Source organism: Pseudarthrobacter sp. H2 (assembly GCF_050157045.1).
Taxonomy (GTDB): domain Bacteria; phylum Actinomycetota; class Actinomycetes; order Actinomycetales; family Micrococcaceae; genus Arthrobacter.
Map to the genome: position 1 here is coordinate 4,326,644 of NZ_CP189594.1, position 14,057 is coordinate 4,340,700.

Consider the following 14,057-nt stretch of genomic DNA (forward strand, 5'->3'; position numbering starts at 1 on the left):
GATCTTTTGAAACTCGTGACTTTCCGCCACCGGGGCATCCAGCAGACCGGAGTCCTCAGCGAGGACGCTTCGACGGTCACCCCCGTTCCCGGCTCCCAGGACCTGATTTCACTGATCGAAACCTGGGACGAAGCCGCCGCGCAGCTCGCCGCCTCCACCGGGCCGGCGATCAACATCGCCGACGTCGAGCTGCTCGCCCCGATCCCGCTCCCCCGCCGCAACATCTTCTGCGTGGGACGCAACTACGTCGAACACGCCAAGGAATTCGCCAACTCCGGCTACGACGCCACCGCCAGCGCCACCGCCCAGCCGGACTACCCGGTCGTGTTCACCAAGGCCCCCTCCACCGTCATCGGCACCGGCGCCGACATCGACCCTCACACCGGCGTCACCTCCGAACTCGACTACGAAGCCGAACTCGGAGTCATCATCGGCACCGGCGGGCGCGGCATCAGCCAGGCCGATGCGCTGGACCGCGTCTGGGGCTACACGATCATCAACGACGTCACCGCCCGGGACCTGCAGAAAGACCACAAGCAGTGGTTCCTGGGCAAGAGCCTGGACACCCATGCCCCGATGGGCCCCTGGGCCGTCACCCGCGACGAGGTCGGGGACGGTCCGCTGGACCTGCTCTGCACCGTCAACGGCGAAACCCGGCAGAAGGCAACCACCGCGGACCTGATCTTCGACATCCCCACCATCATCGAAACCATCAGCGCCGGCATCACCCTCCAGCCCGGCGACATCATCGCCACCGGCACCCCGGTCGGCGTCGGCATCGGCTTCACACCGCCGCGGTTCCTGGCCACCGGCGACGTCGTCGAAATCAGCATCAGCAAGCTTGGCACCCTGCGGAACCGGATCGGAGAAGGACGATGAGCACCGCGACCATTGCCGCAGGCCTGAGCGCCGTCGGGACGAAGCAGCTCTTCGTCGAAACCGCCGGCACCGGCCCCGACGTTGTCCTGGTCCACGGCCTGGGCGGCACCACAAGCTTCTTCGAACCCCTCGTCGCCTCCCTCGCCGAACGGTTCCGGGTCACCCGCTACGACTTCAACGGCCACGGCCGCTCACCCCTGGCCGGGGAACTGACCCTGGAATCCCTGGCCGCCGAACTGGCCCAGGTCATCGAATCCCGGACCGCCTCCGGACGGGCCCACCTTGTGGCCCACTCGATGGGAACCCTCATCGTCCAGCAGCTGGCATCGACCCGGCCGGACCTGGTCGAGGACGTCGTCCTGCTCGGTCCGGTCCGCGAACAGACCCAGGCCGCCAAGGACGCCACCCGGGCACGGGCCGCGCTCGTCCGGGAGCAGGGCATGGCAGCCGTAGCCGACACCGTCGCCCAGGCCGCCACCGCCGAACAGGCAGCGATCGGAAACCCGCTGGTCCGGCCGTTCGTCCGCGAGCTGCTCCTTGGCCAGGACCCGGAAGCCTACGCGCAGGCCTGCGAAGCCCTCGCCGCCGCGACCAGCCCGGATCTGGCAGCCATCCGGTCCAGGGTCCTGCTCCTCACCGGCAGCGAGGACAAAGTCAGCACCCCGGCCTCCAACGAGGCCATGGCGTCAGAACTGGGGAGGGCGGAACTCCTGGTCGCCCCGGGCACCGGCCATTGGACGGTACCGGAGGCACCCGACTTCGTCACCGCCGCCGTCGTCGACTTCCTCACCAGCACCACCCTCACGCCGGGCGCAAAGAAAACGTGCGCCTGCAGCAACGCCGGCCCCGGCTGCCAGTCACGCCGCCAGCAGGCCATCACCCTGCAGATCCGCAAGACCCCCTGAAAACCGCTCCACCGTCTCCCTCTCAAGATAAGGACAACGAAGTCATGTCGAAAACCCTCTTCACCAACGTCAACATCCTGGACAGCACCGGCGCCCAGCCCTTCCTGGGCGAAGTACTGATCGTCGATGAGCGCATCACCGACGTCCGCGCCGGCTCGGGAAACCTGCCCCGCGAGGATGTCAACGTCATCGACGGCCGCGGCCAGACCCTGATGTCGGGGCTGTGCGACGCCCACACCCACTTCACCTGGAACGACGGTGACCTTAACGGCCTGGAAACGATGCACGTCGAGGAGCACCTGCTCCACACCGTCCGGTCCGCCAAAACCTACATCGATTACGGCTACACCATGTGCTTCGGAGCCGCCAGCGCCAAGAAGCGGCTCGACGTCGTTGTCCGCAACGCCATCAACGCCGGCGAGATCCCCGGCCCCCGCTACCTGGCCAACGGCCAGGAAATCGCCACCACCGCCGGCGACCTCGTCCCCGGCATCACCCAGATCGCCGACGGCGTCGAGGAAATGCGCAAGATCGTCCGCGAAACCATCGGCCTGGGCGTGGACCAGATCAAACTCAGCATCTCAGGCGAGGAAATCACCGGCACCAAGGCCGCCACCGACACCTACATCACCGAAGAAGAGCTCCAGGTTGCCGTGGACGAGGCCCACCGCCGCCACGTGCGCGTCTGCACCCACGCCCGCAGCCGCGACTCCGTGATCATCTCCCTGAAGACCGGCGTGGACATGATCTACCACGCCTCCTACATCGACGACGAAGGCATGGACCTGCTCGAAGCCGCCAAAGACCGGGTCTTCGTCGCCCCGGCCATCAACTGGATCGTCGCCACCCTCAACGACGCCGAAGCCTTCGGCTACTCCCACGAAACCGCCGAAAAAGCCGGCTACGCCCACGAACTCGAAATCGCCTGCAAAGCCATCCAGGAAATGCGCCGCCGCGGCATCCGCGTCCTGCCCGGCGGGGACTACGGCTTCGCCTGGACCCCGCACGGCACCTACGCCCGCGACCTGGAACACTTCGTCAACCTCTTCGGCTACACCGAAATGGAAACCATCATCGCCGCCACCGCCCTGGGCGGGGAACTGTTCCAGAAACCGGACGAACTCGGCAAGGTCCTGCCCGGCTTCTACGCGGACCTGATCCTGGTCGACGGCAACCCGCTGGAAGACATCACCATCCTCCAGGACCTCACCAGGATCACCGCCGTGATGAAGAACGGCGAATTCCACCGCGCACCCGCCGCACCCACGCCGGCCACCCCGGAAACCGCGGATCTGGCGCTCACCGCACCCTAGCCGCGCAACGCCGACGGCGGCAACGTCCTGCTCCACAAGGCCAGGACGGTGCCGCCGTGCACTTCTGTTCTACTCAAAAAATCCAATGACGTGTTTTTGACAGCAAGGAACCCCATGAAGCCCCTCGTCACCATCGGCATCACCGCCGGCATCCTCGCCGGCCTGTGGACCCAGTTCAGCACGCCCTTCGGTCTCATCACCTGGGTCGGGTTCCTGTCCTGGGCGTGTTTCTTCGCCGCCGGCGGCAAACGCGCCGGACTGCTTAAAACCATCCCCGCCAACCTCTCCGGCGTCCTCTGGGGCGCAGCATCGTCTGGGGAGCAGCGACGCTCCCGATACCAGGCGCCCTCGGCATTTCCGTCGCCGTCGCAGCCTTCGCGATGTGCGTCCAGGCACGGTGGTCGGTTCTCGGCTTCATCCCGGGAGCGTTCGCCGGATGTGCAGCGTACTTCGGCTCCACCTTCGACCTGGCCGGCACGTGCCTGGCCCTGGTCGCTGGTGCGTGCCTGGGCTGGCTCTCCGAATACACGGCGGGCCTCCTGGCCGGCGCCGGTAGGAAAAACCCGGCGCCCGCCCTGCTTGTGGAGACGCAACCCGCCGCCTGAACGATAGGCCTCACCACGGGCGCCGCCAAAGCTCAGGTGCCGAGAACTATGCGCGGCTCGTGGAGATCATCGCCGCCCGCGACCCCGACGGCCGGTTCGCACGCTATCTGTGCGCCGACCCCCGCACGCTCAACCGCAATCACTGGGACATCTGATATGCCGCGGGTGAGCCGTCAGCCGGCAAGCGCAACTGCGAGGGCTCGTGGTGGTCCAGCACGGTTCGCTCGCATGAAGAATCGGCCTACCTCACCATCGCCAAGCTGAGTATATTGGCACTAGGGGGACGGTTATCACGGATCCAATGTTGGTTGGGGCTGAAGAACTTACTCTCAGTATGTGGAATTTAGGAAGTGAGGGTTAGATGTCTCACGCAATTCCACCCGGCGCCAGTCGGCGTCTGTACAACGAAGACCTCGCACCGACGGAACATTGCACGTGGGGTTTCTACTCGCTGTTCGCGATGTGGATGTCGGACATTCATTCACTCGGCGGCTACACCTTCGCTGCTGGCCTCTTCGCGCTGGGCCTGGGAGCCTGGCAGGTGTTCCTCGCGCTGGTGGTGGGGATCATCATCGTTTTCTTCCTGATGAACCTCTCCGGTTTCGCCGGCCAGAAGACGGGCGTTCCCTACCCCGTGCTCGCGCGGGTTTCGTTTGGAACGTTCGGCGCCAACCTGCCGGCCCTGCTTCGTGCGCTCGTGGCAATCGCCTGGTACGGCATTCAGACCTGGCTGGCCTCCCGCGCCGTCATTATCATCGCCCTGAGGATCTGGCCCGAGCTCAAGGGTCTGACGGGGAACAATTTCCTCGGCGAATCCACCCTTGGCTGGCTGGCTTTCCTGTTGATGTGGTCGCTCCAGCTTCTGCTGCTTCGAAACGGCATGGAGACGATCAGGAGGTTCCAGGACTGGGCCGGCCCGGCCGTCTGGGTGGTGATGGGCCTGTTGGTCGTTTACATCCTGATCAACGCGGGCTGGAACATTTCCTTCGACTTGCCCGGGGGAAACGCGGAATGGGGCGTCACACATGCCTTCTTTGCCGCCATAGCGCTGACGGTGACCTACTTTTCCACCCTGATGCTCAACTTCTGCGACTTTTCCCGGTTCGCGCCCTCCCGCAAGGCGGTGCGCACGGCGAACCTGTGGGGGCTGCCGGTGAACTTCATTGCCTTCTCTGTGGTCTCCGTCGTCGTCACCGCCGGAACATTCAAGGTCTACGGGGAGCACATCTACGACCCGGTCGAGATTGTCGGACGGATCGACAGCATCTGGGCGCTTCTGCTGGGGGCGGCCACTTTCGCTGTCGCCACATTGGGAATCAATGTCGTGGCGAACTTCGTCTCGCCGGCCTACGACCTCGCGAACGCCTGGCCCTCGAAGATCGACTTCAAACGGGGCGGCCTGATCGCCGCAATGATCGCGCTCGTCATCACGCCCTGGAACCTGTTCAACAGTCCCATCGTGATCAACCTTTTCCTCGGAGGGCTCGGAGCGCTGCTCGGGCCGCTGTTCGGGATCATCATGATCGACTACTACGTGCTCCGCAAGCAGCACGTGCTGGTTCAGGACCTGTTCAGGGAGCAGGGGTACTACACGTATACGCGCGGCTGGAATCCCAAGGCCGTCATCTCGTTTCTCGTCTCGGCCGTCCCGGCGGTGATCTTCGCGCTCGGTCCCATCTTTGGCGCCCTCTCTGCCTTCTCCTGGTTCATCGGGGCAATCCTGGCGGCCGCGGTGCACTACTTCATCTCGCGCAATGACACGACTCTGGCCGAATCGATCGCGGCCGCCGAAGAAGCCGAGCCGGGTGCGATATGGACGCAGGTTCCGGGGTAAGGCGGCCGCACCCCGCTGCCGGCCGAACAGACAATCGCTACGGCGTGAGCTGCGGAGTGCCCGTCTCCATCGTTCGGCTGCGGGGAGCGGGCCAGATTTCCCGTAATTAACAAAGGAACCCCGGTCCGAAGACCGGGGTTCCTTTTGTTTGCGTGCGCGAGGGGGGATTTGAACCCCCACGCCCTTTCGGACACTGGCACCTGAAGCCAGCGCGTCTGCCGTTCCGCCACTCGCGCGCAACTTCTTCCACCCGGTTTTCGGCCCGATTTCCGGTCCGCTAACCTCGTAAAAGCAGCGAGATCAAGCATAACGGACAACTGCAGGAAAACACCAATCGAGGACGTTACGGGCCCTCCGCGCCCGTTTTCAAGGCACCAAAAAGGCGCCAAAAAGGCGGCAACGGGGCAATCAGGAGGTCCGGGGCCGGAGCCTTCCGCAGCGCCGCCGCGGCGCCGCTACGGCGCCGCCACCGCAGATGTCACCGCAGATGTCACCGCACGTCAGGGCCGGGCCGCCGTAGTTTTCCCGCACACGGTGGCGACGCCGATTAAGGTCATTCCCAGCCATGCCCAGTAGTATCTGATGTAGGAGTGCCCGTTCACCGCGGGCTCCCGAAATGTTGGAAACCGAGTTCCGGAACGAACGCTGCCCTGCAGCCATCAGGAAAGGAGAAGGACCATGGGATTGCTGGACAAAGTCGAGCGCGGCATCGAAAAGGCCGTCCGTGGAGTCTTTTCCACCGGTTCTCGTGCCCAGGTTGAACCGGTCGAGATCGCCAGCCGCCTCCGCCGCGAAGTGGACAACAAAGCCATGACCATCGCCGCGGGACGCACGCTGGCTCCGAACGTCTTCGACGTCCTCCTCAGTGACGACGACTTCCGTCGGGCCCAGGAATGGGGCACGCCGCTCGCGGAGGAACTGTGCGACGTCGTCATCAACCACGTCCGCAGCCAGGGCTACACGCTTCAGGGACCGGTCCGCATCAGTTTCCGCCGGGATGAGGATGCCCGGGCCGGGGACTTCGAAATCACCTCACGGACCGAGAAGGCCACTGCCCCGTCCGCACCGGCCCAGCCCGGCATCCACTCCACCTTGCCGGCGGCTCCGACCCGCCAGCCCGCCCGGCTGCAGCCTGTGCTGGACATTGACGGCCAGCGTTATTCCCTGAATGCGCCCTCGATCGTCCTCGGCCGCTCATCCGAGGCGGACATCCTCATTGACGACACCGGCGTGTCGCGCCGCCATCTGGAGATCCGCACGGGCCCGGGAACCGCCCTGGCCCTGGATCTGGGCTCCACGAACGGCAGCTACCTCAACGGCCGGAAAATTGTGGGCAGCTCGGAGCTGGCCGACGGCTCCACCATCACGATGGGACGCACCAAGATCATCTTCCGCCTCCTGCCCGCCACCACGGGCGGCCGCGGATGAGCGACCTGACCATCACGGCCCTGCGTTTCGGCTTCCTTCTCCTCCTCTGGGTGCTGATCTTCAGCATTGTCTCCGCAATGCGCCGTGACTTGATGATCGGGAGCAAGGCGGCAGCGGGGGCCCCCACCGCCCGCCAGGTGCGGAAGAACCCTGCCCTTGCCGATGCGGCGCCGGCCCCCGTGAAGCAGCAGGCCCGCCAGCTGGTCGTGACCGAAGGCCCGCTCAAGGGGACCACGCTCCCCCTGGCCGCGAGTCCCATCCTGCTCGGCCGGGCGCAGGAAGCCACCCTCGTCCTGGAGGACGACTACGCCTCCGGCCGTCACGCCCGCCTGTTTCCGCAGGGCAGCCGCTGGTTCATCGAGGATCTCGGCTCCACGAACGGCACGTATCTGGCAGACCAGCAGCTGACCCGGGCCCTTCCGGTGGAGCTGGGTGTCCCCGTGAGAATCGGCAAGACGGTCATCGAATTGAGGCCGTAGCCATGGCTGCCCCGGACATCCCCGCCGACCAGGCCGCCGGTAAGACACCTGCCCCGAAGCGGCCGCTCATCATGCGCTACGCCGCGCGTTCCGACGTCGGCCGCGTGCGCGCAAAAAACGACGACTCCGCCTACGCAGGCCGGCACCTGGCCGTCGTGGCGGACGGCATGGGCGGCCATGCCGGTGGTGACGTCGCCTCGGCGGCCACCGTGCTGGACATGATCCACCTGGACCATGACCACTACGAGGCCGACGCCGGCACCATCCTGGCCGATGAGATCCAGACCGCCAACTCACTGCTTTCCGAGCTGGTCCACATCAACCCCAAGCTCGCCGGAATGGGAACCACCGTCACAGCCCTGCTGCTGGCGGAAGGCAAACTCCACTTCGCCCACATCGGCGACTCGCGCGCCTACCGCCTGCGCAACGGCGAATTCGAACAGGTCAGCGTCGACCACACCTTTGTCCAGCGGCTCATCGACGAAGGCCGGCTCCGCCCCGAAGAGGCGGAAACGCACCCGCACAAGAACGTCCTGATGCGCGTCCTGGGCGACGTCGACGCGAGCCCGGAGCTTGACCTGGACACCCTCGACGTCCAGCCCGGCGAACGCTGGCTGCTCTGCTCGGACGGCCTCAACTACGTCGCCGGCCACGTCGTCGAGCGCACGGTCCGGGAGACGAAGAACCTCCGGGAATGCGCCGAACTCCTCGTCGACCTCACCCTCGAGGCCGGCGCGCCGGACAACGTGACCGTCGTGATGGTGGAGATCGCCGAACAGACCCCCGACGACGTGAGCACCGCCGCCGTCGACATCGTCCCCGCTCCGGCCACCCTCCCCTCCGCCGACACGGCGGCGTCCGCTCCGGGAACCGCGGGACCAGGCGCGCCGCGGACCGGGAGCACCTACGGGGCCGCCCTGGCCTCGGCGGAATCAGCCGGGAAGGCCGACGCCGGCCAGGCCGCTGCCGCCGAGAAGTCCCCGGCCGGCGCAGCCGGCAGTGGAGGGGACGGCGCAGCCGGCAGCGGAGGGGACGTCGGAGCGGACGATGGAGCGGACGGCGCAGCCGGCAGCGGAGGGGACGTCGGAGCGGACGATGGAGCGGACGGCGCAGCGGACACGAAGGAGCCCGGGCCAACGACCGACCCGCACCTCGGCGAGCACCTTTCGGCTGAAGTCCTGCGGGAGGAACTCTCCAGCCGCCCCCACGAACTTGTCGGCGCGGCCGCCAGCGCCGCCGAATCCGGCTCCATCCCGTCCATCGCCGGACGCACCGTCGCCCGCCGGGCGGCGACGTTCCTGACCCACAAGTCGGACCAGGCGCGCGAGGAGGCCGAGGAATACAGGCCTGCGGGCAGGCCCCGCCGCTGGCTGACCGTGACCATCGCGGCGGCCATCGTCGCCCTGCTCGCCATCGGCCTGTGGCTCGGCTATGCCTGGACCCAGACGCGGTACTACATCGGCGAACACGACCAGCACGTGGCCATCTTCAACGGGGTCTCCCAGCGGCTGGGGCCCATCCAGCTTTCCACGCTCGAAACGGTGACCGAAATCCGGATGTCAGACCTCCCCGAATTCTCCCAGCAGCGCGTGCGCCAGACGGTCCCCGCCCGCGACCTGTATGACGCCCAGCGGATCGTGAAGAACCTGGAGCGTACCGGCACGACGGCCCCGGCCGATGAATGCCTGACGCCCTCCCCGGCCCCGACGGCTGCCAGCCCCAGCCCGGGGACCACCACCAGTCCGGGGACCACCACCAGCCCGGGCGCCACGGCCACTCCCGGAGCCTCCGGGACGGCAGAGCCCTCGGCCGCGCCGACGGCTCCGGTTTGTGAGGGGGGAAAATGACACCCATCGAGACGGCGCCCAAGCCACGGCGGAACGTGGAGCTGGTCCTGCTGATCCTGGCCCTCGGCGTAGGCATCGGCGCCAATGCCCTCGTGGGCGTCGACCGGCAAAAGGCCTTCGACACGGACTTCTGGTTCCAGTCGAGCCTCCTCGCCGCGGCTGCCCTCGCATTCCACCTCGTGCTCCGCCTCAGGGCTAAATATGCCGATCCGGTAATACTTCCGCTCGTGGTGGCCCTCAACGGGCTTGGCCTCGCCATGATCCACCGCCTGGACCGGGTCGGCGAGGATACCGGCAACAACCAGCTCCGCTGGACGCTGGTGGCCATGGCAGTATCCATCGCCGTCATCTGGTTCCTCAAGGACCACCGGGTCCTGCGCCGCTTCACCTACATTTCCCTGGCCGTCAGCGCCGTGCTGCTGATCCTGCCGCTGGTGCCGGGCGTCTCCGCCGGCGAGGTGCTGGGCGCCAGCGTCTGGATCAAGATCGGCTCCATGACGTTCCAGCCGGGCGAGATCGCCAAGATCACCCTCGCCATATTCTTCGCCGGGTATCTTTCCTCCAACCGGGACCTCATCCTGCTCGCCGGCCGCAAGATCGGGCCCCTGCAGTTCCCCCGGTTCAAGGACATGGGACCGATGATCACGGCCTGGCTGGTAAGCATCGGCGTGCTGGTCTTCCAGCGTGACCTGGGTTCCTCCATCCTGTTCTTCGGCCTGTTCCTGGTCATGATCTACGTTGCCACGAGCCGCATCAGCTGGGTGATCATCGGCGTCGTGCTGATGGCCGGCGGCGGTTTCGTGGCCTCCCGGGTCTTCTCGCATGTGGCCCTCCGGATCGACGGCTGGGTCAACGCCTTTACCCCCGAGGTCTACGACCGGCAATTCGGCGGAAGCCGCCAGATCGTCGAGGGCCTTTTCGGCATGGCCAACGGCGGGCTTGTCGGCACCGGACTCGGCCAGGGCCGCCCCAACCTCGTGCCGTTCGCCAACAGCGACATGATCATCGCCTCCTTCGGCGAGGAACTCGGACTGATCGGGCTCTTCGCGATCGTCCTGATGTACCTGCTGCTGTTCACGCGGGGCTTCCGCGCTGCTCTCGGCACGCGGGACGCCTTCGGCAAGCTGCTCGCCACCGGGCTCTCGTTTGCCATCGCGCTGCAGTGTTTCGTGGTGATCGGCGGCGTTACCCGGCTCATCCCGCTCACCGGCCTGACCACCCCGTTCCTGGCTGCAGGCGGTTCCTCGCTGCTGGCCAACTGGATCATCGTCGGCCTGCTGCTCATGATCTCGCACACGGCACGGAGCCCCGTGGACACCACCCCGATGCAGCCCGGACAGGATCCGGGAACCAGGAAGGGCGCCCCTGCCATGCCTTCGAAGCCGGCCATAAGCCCCGGCAGCCGGACCAGCCCGGACGCACCCACCGAGGCGGTGGGGCGCCTGTGAACCAGGCCATCCGCAGTTCCTGGATTGCCGCGATCGCGATGTTCGTGCTGATCTTCGGCGCCCTCAGCTACGTCCAGGTCGTGGGGGCGGACCAGCTCCAGGCCAACGTCTGGAACAAGCGGGCCCTCCTGCAGAACTACTGCAACGACCGCGGCGCGATCATCGTCGGCGGGACCCCGGTGGCGCAGTCGGTGGCCGCCACCGAAAGCTGCAATTTCCAGCGCACCTATACCCAGCCGGAGCTGTACGCGGGGATCACGGGCTACTTCTCGAAGAACTACGGCCTGTCCGGGATTGAGAAGGCCATGGACGGCCAGCTCGCCGGCAGCTCGGACCAGCTGTTCCTGGACCGGATCGGCCAGCTTTTCCTCGGGAACCAGCCCAAGGGCGCCTCGGTGGAGCTCACCCTGGATCCCAAGATCCAGAAGCTCGCCTACGACCTCATCCCGGAGGGCCGGCGCGGCTCCATTGTGGTGACCAACCCGAAGACCGGAGCGATCCTCGCGATGGTGTCCAAACCGTCCTACGACCCCAACCTGGTCGCCACCCAGGACGCGGAGGCCGAGGCTGCGAACATCAACGAGCTGAACCAGATCCCCGGGATCAATCTGAACCAGAATGTCAGCGGCCCCACCGGCGCACTCCTGGCGCCCGGATCGGTCTTCAAGCTCGTTGATACGGCGGCCGCCCTGAGTTCCGGCAAGTACAACAAGGACAGCGTGCTGCCCAACCCGGCCGAGATGACCTTCCCCGGCATCCAGTACAAGCTGCCCAACTATGCCGGCGGCAACTGCTACACCCGGGACACAGCTAGTTTCGCCTTCGCCCTGCAGCAGTCCTGCAACACGCCCTTCGCCCGCATCGCCCTCGACCTGGGCGAGAAGGCGATCGCGGACCAGGCGGCGAAGTTCGGCTTCGGCCAGGACCTCGGCGACCAGCTCAAGCTGGACTACGCCAAGAAGGCCTTCCCCGAGAATCTGGACCAGGCCGGCTTGGCGCAGTCGGCCATCGGCCAGCGCGATGTCCGGGCCACCCCGCTCCAGATCAACCTGATGACTGCGGCGATCGCGAACGGGGGCGTGCAGATGCAGCCGAACCTGATCAAGGCCGTGCGCGCCCCGGATCTGCGGGCGATCAGCGAACCCAAGCCGCAGGCCCTGCGGACCTCCACCACTCCGGAGATCGCCCAGCAGATCACCGAGTGGATGGCGAGCGTCGTCAGCGACGGCATCGGCCGGGGGGCGGCCGTGCGCGGGGTCCAGGTGGCCGGCAAGACCGGCACGGCGGAACTCGGCAACGGCCTGAACAACTCATGGTTTACCGGGTTCGCCCCGGCGAATGACCCGCAGGTGGCTGTCACCATCGTCATGGAAGGCGTTGACATCACCACCGGCGCACAGCTAACCAGTCCGAACGCGAAGAAGATTTTTGAGGCGGTGTTGAATAAGTGAGGCCTTCATCAGGAATCACCCTCGGCGGCAGGTTCCAGCTGACCACGCGTATTGCGATCGGCGGCATGGGGGAAGTCTGGAAAGCCAAAGACCTGATCCTTGGCCGCATCGTCGCCATCAAGGTCCTCAAGGAGGAGTACACCGGCGATCCCGGGTTCCTCCAGCGGTTCCGGGCCGAGGCCCGGCACACCGCGCTGTTGAACCATGTGGGCATCGCCAACGTCTTCGACTACGGCGAGGAGGATGGCTCCGCGTACCTGGTCATGGAACTCGTTCCGGGCCAGCCGCTGAGCAGCATCATCGAACACGAACAGGTCCTCTCCCCGGACCGCACCCTCTCCATGATCGCCCAGACCGCCCGTGCCCTTTCGGTGGCCCATGCCCAGGGCCTCGTGCACCGCGACATCAAACCGGGCAACCTCCTGATCACTCCGGACGGGCGCGTGAAGGTCACCGACTTCGGCATCGCCCGCCTCGCCAACCAGGTTCCGCTGACGCAGACCGGCCAGGTGATGGGTACCGCCCAGTACCTGGCCCCGGAGCAGGCCACCGGCCAGACGGCAACCGGGGTCTCTGACATCTATTCGCTGGGCGTGATCGGCTACGAGTGCCTCGCCGGCCGCCGCCCCTTCTCCGGTGAATCCCAGATCGCCATTGCCCTGGCGCAGGTCAACGACGCGCCGCCGCCGCTGCCGGCAACCCTGCCCAAGCCGGTCAGGGCCCTGCTGATGTCCATGCTGGCCAAGGACCCGAAGAACCGCCCGGCCAGCGCCGACAAGCTCTCCGAGGCAGCCGAAGCCATCCGCCTCGGTGACATCGCCGCTGCCCACGCCGCCGTTCCCGGCATGCTGCTCTTCGAGGCAGCGACGGGGCCCATCACCGCGCCCGTGGACGTCCCCACGGCCGCGACGGGCGTCATCGGCGCCAGTGCGGCAGAGGACAGTTCGACGTCGGCCACGTCGGCACTGCCGGTTGTTGGTGCCTCCGGCGCCGCCGCCGGGGCCGCGGCGGGCCTGGCAGCCGGTGCGGCCGGCGGCTCCGGGGCCCGCAATGCCCTCTCCCGCGCGGATGCTCTGGCCGCCGAACGGCACTGGGTGCAGGAAGACGAGGAAGACGAGCAGTACGACCAGCCGGTTGATGAACCGGAGCGCCGCGGCCGCAGCCCCTGGACCTGGCCGCTGATAGCCCTGATCCTGCTCGTGCTCTTCGCCCTGGTGGGTGTTTTCCTCAGCCAGGCCGGCATCCTCTTCCCCTCGCAGTCCCCGTCCAGCAGCGGTGCCACTGCCAGCAGTGCCAAGCCAAGCAGCGCCAGCCCGTCGGCCTCGGCAACCTCCGCGAGCCCCACCCCCAGCCCCACGGCCAGCTCGGCGACACCTTCCCAGACCACCCCGGCTGCCATCAACCTCATCCCGGACGCTTACCGCGGCCGGCCGTACAACGATGTCCGCAGCGAACTGATCACCATGAAGCTGCGCGTCACCGGCGTCGAGGTCTTCAACAACGCCACACCGGGCACCGTGACGAATATCGATCCGTCCGGCCCGGTCCAGCCCGGTGAAACCATCACCGTGACGTACTCGAAGGGCCCCCAGCCCGCTACGGTTCCTTCGATCAAGTCCGGCGCGAAGGAGGCGGACGTGCAGCTGGCTCTCCAGAACGCCGGGCTGCGCTGGGCCAAAGGCGCCGACGTCGAGCCCCTTAACAAGGAAGCCGAGGGCACCTTTGTCAGCTCGGACCCTGCCCCCGGCAGTGACGTCACTGCCGGTTCCCTGGTGACCTACCATTTGGCCAAGGCCGCCGCCCTGCTCCCCTGCAAGAAGGGCGAAACGCCCTCCGTTCCGCCGACCTGCTCGGCACCGTAGCCCGTC

11 protein-coding genes, 1 tRNA gene and 1 pseudogene are annotated in these 14,057 nt (G+C 66.8%); 11 read left to right on the forward strand and 2 right to left on the reverse strand.

Annotation, left to right across the window (positions count from 1 at the left end; all coding sequences use genetic code 11):
- Positions 1–15 precede the first annotated feature (15 nt).
- The 3 genes from ACQCSZ_RS20125 to ACQCSZ_RS20135 are packed head-to-tail and all read left to right on the forward strand — an operon-like array spanning position 16 to position 3,097.
- On the forward strand, positions 16–879 hold the full coding sequence (locus ACQCSZ_RS20125) for a fumarylacetoacetate hydrolase family protein (protein WP_427008399.1): 864 nt from the start codon (positions 16–18) through the stop codon (positions 877–879).
- On the forward strand, positions 876–1,784 hold the full coding sequence (locus ACQCSZ_RS20130) for an alpha/beta fold hydrolase (protein ID WP_427005421.1): 909 nt from the start codon (positions 876–878) through the stop codon (positions 1,782–1,784). Before ACQCSZ_RS20125 ends, ACQCSZ_RS20130 begins: the two co-directional genes overlap by 4 nt.
- Positions 1,785–1,828: 44 nt before the next feature.
- Complete coding sequence (locus ACQCSZ_RS20135; protein WP_427005422.1) at positions 1,829–3,097, forward strand: amidohydrolase family protein; 1,269 nt, start codon at positions 1,829–1,831, stop codon at positions 3,095–3,097.
- Here ACQCSZ_RS20135 and ACQCSZ_RS20140 read toward each other — a convergent pair.
- Positions 3,094–3,369 carry a hypothetical protein gene (locus ACQCSZ_RS20140; protein ID WP_427008482.1) on the reverse strand — a complete coding sequence of 92 codons (276 nt, stop codon included), beginning with the start codon at positions 3,367–3,369 and terminating at the stop codon, positions 3,094–3,096. The genes ACQCSZ_RS20135 and ACQCSZ_RS20140 overlap by 4 nt on opposite strands.
- Here ACQCSZ_RS20140 and ACQCSZ_RS20145 point away from each other — a divergent pair.
- Together ACQCSZ_RS20145 and ACQCSZ_RS20150 are read left to right on the forward strand one after the other, a co-directional pair.
- Positions 3,293–3,702: pseudogene (locus tag ACQCSZ_RS20145) on the forward strand (DUF1097 domain-containing protein). The gene ACQCSZ_RS20140 and the pseudogene ACQCSZ_RS20145 overlap by 77 nt on opposite strands.
- Before the next feature lie 361 nt (positions 3,703–4,063).
- On the forward strand, positions 4,064–5,536 hold the full coding sequence (locus ACQCSZ_RS20150; RefSeq protein ID WP_427005423.1) for an NCS1 family nucleobase:cation symporter-1: 1,473 nt from the start codon (positions 4,064–4,066) through the stop codon (positions 5,534–5,536).
- 153 nt (positions 5,537–5,689) lie between these two features.
- Here the strand turns inward: ACQCSZ_RS20150 and ACQCSZ_RS20155 are convergent.
- Positions 5,690–5,772 (reverse strand) — tRNA-Leu (locus tag ACQCSZ_RS20155).
- Between the two features lie 442 nt (positions 5,773–6,214).
- Here ACQCSZ_RS20155 and ACQCSZ_RS20160 point away from each other — a divergent pair.
- The 6 genes from ACQCSZ_RS20160 to ACQCSZ_RS20185 are packed head-to-tail and all read left to right on the forward strand — an operon-like array spanning position 6,215 to position 14,051.
- On the forward strand, positions 6,215–6,964 hold the full coding sequence (locus ACQCSZ_RS20160) for an FhaA domain-containing protein (protein ID WP_427005424.1): 750 nt from the start codon (positions 6,215–6,217) through the stop codon (positions 6,962–6,964).
- The gene (locus ACQCSZ_RS20165) at positions 6,961–7,443 is read left to right on the forward strand and encodes an FHA domain-containing protein FhaB/FipA (protein WP_427005425.1); all 483 of its coding nucleotides are present in this window, start codon (positions 6,961–6,963) and stop codon (positions 7,441–7,443) included. The genes ACQCSZ_RS20160 and ACQCSZ_RS20165 overlap by 4 nt, the downstream gene beginning before the upstream one ends.
- Before the next feature lie 2 nt (positions 7,444–7,445).
- Positions 7,446–9,290: a PP2C family protein-serine/threonine phosphatase gene (locus tag ACQCSZ_RS20170; RefSeq protein WP_427005426.1), complete on the forward strand. Its 1,845-nt coding sequence runs from the start codon at positions 7,446–7,448 to the stop codon at positions 9,288–9,290.
- The gene (locus tag ACQCSZ_RS20175) at positions 9,287–10,738 is read left to right on the forward strand and encodes an FtsW/RodA/SpoVE family cell cycle protein (protein WP_427005427.1); all 1,452 of its coding nucleotides are present in this window, start codon (positions 9,287–9,289) and stop codon (positions 10,736–10,738) included. Before ACQCSZ_RS20170 ends, ACQCSZ_RS20175 begins: the two co-directional genes overlap by 4 nt.
- Positions 10,735–12,189, forward strand: coding sequence for a peptidoglycan D,D-transpeptidase FtsI family protein (locus tag ACQCSZ_RS20180; RefSeq protein WP_427005428.1), 1,455 nt, complete (start codon positions 10,735–10,737; stop codon positions 12,187–12,189). The genes ACQCSZ_RS20175 and ACQCSZ_RS20180 overlap by 4 nt, the downstream gene beginning before the upstream one ends.
- Positions 12,186–14,051 carry a protein kinase domain-containing protein gene (locus ACQCSZ_RS20185; protein WP_427005429.1) on the forward strand — a complete coding sequence of 622 codons (1,866 nt, stop codon included), beginning with the start codon at positions 12,186–12,188 and terminating at the stop codon, positions 14,049–14,051. Before ACQCSZ_RS20180 ends, ACQCSZ_RS20185 begins: the two co-directional genes overlap by 4 nt.
- The last annotated feature ends 6 nt before the right edge of the window (positions 14,052–14,057 follow it).

Coding starts and splice junctions, on each gene's coding strand:
- ACQCSZ_RS20130 (WP_427005421.1), top strand. CDS start 876: ATGAGCACCGCGACCATTGCCGCAGGCCTGAGCGCCGTCGGGACGAAG.
- ACQCSZ_RS20135 (WP_427005422.1), top strand. CDS start 1,829: ATGTCGAAAACCCTCTTCACCAACGTCAACATCCTGGACAGCACCGGC.
- ACQCSZ_RS20140 (WP_427008482.1), bottom strand. CDS start 3,369: ATGGTTTTAAGCAGTCCGGCGCGTTTGCCGCCGGCGGCGAAGAAACAC.
- ACQCSZ_RS20150 (WP_427005423.1), top strand. CDS start 4,064: ATGTCTCACGCAATTCCACCCGGCGCCAGTCGGCGTCTGTACAACGAA.
- ACQCSZ_RS20160 (WP_427005424.1), top strand. CDS start 6,215: ATGGGATTGCTGGACAAAGTCGAGCGCGGCATCGAAAAGGCCGTCCGT.
- ACQCSZ_RS20165 (WP_427005425.1), top strand. CDS start 6,961: ATGAGCGACCTGACCATCACGGCCCTGCGTTTCGGCTTCCTTCTCCTC.
- ACQCSZ_RS20170 (WP_427005426.1), top strand. CDS start 7,446: ATGGCTGCCCCGGACATCCCCGCCGACCAGGCCGCCGGTAAGACACCT.
- ACQCSZ_RS20175 (WP_427005427.1), top strand. CDS start 9,287: ATGACACCCATCGAGACGGCGCCCAAGCCACGGCGGAACGTGGAGCTG.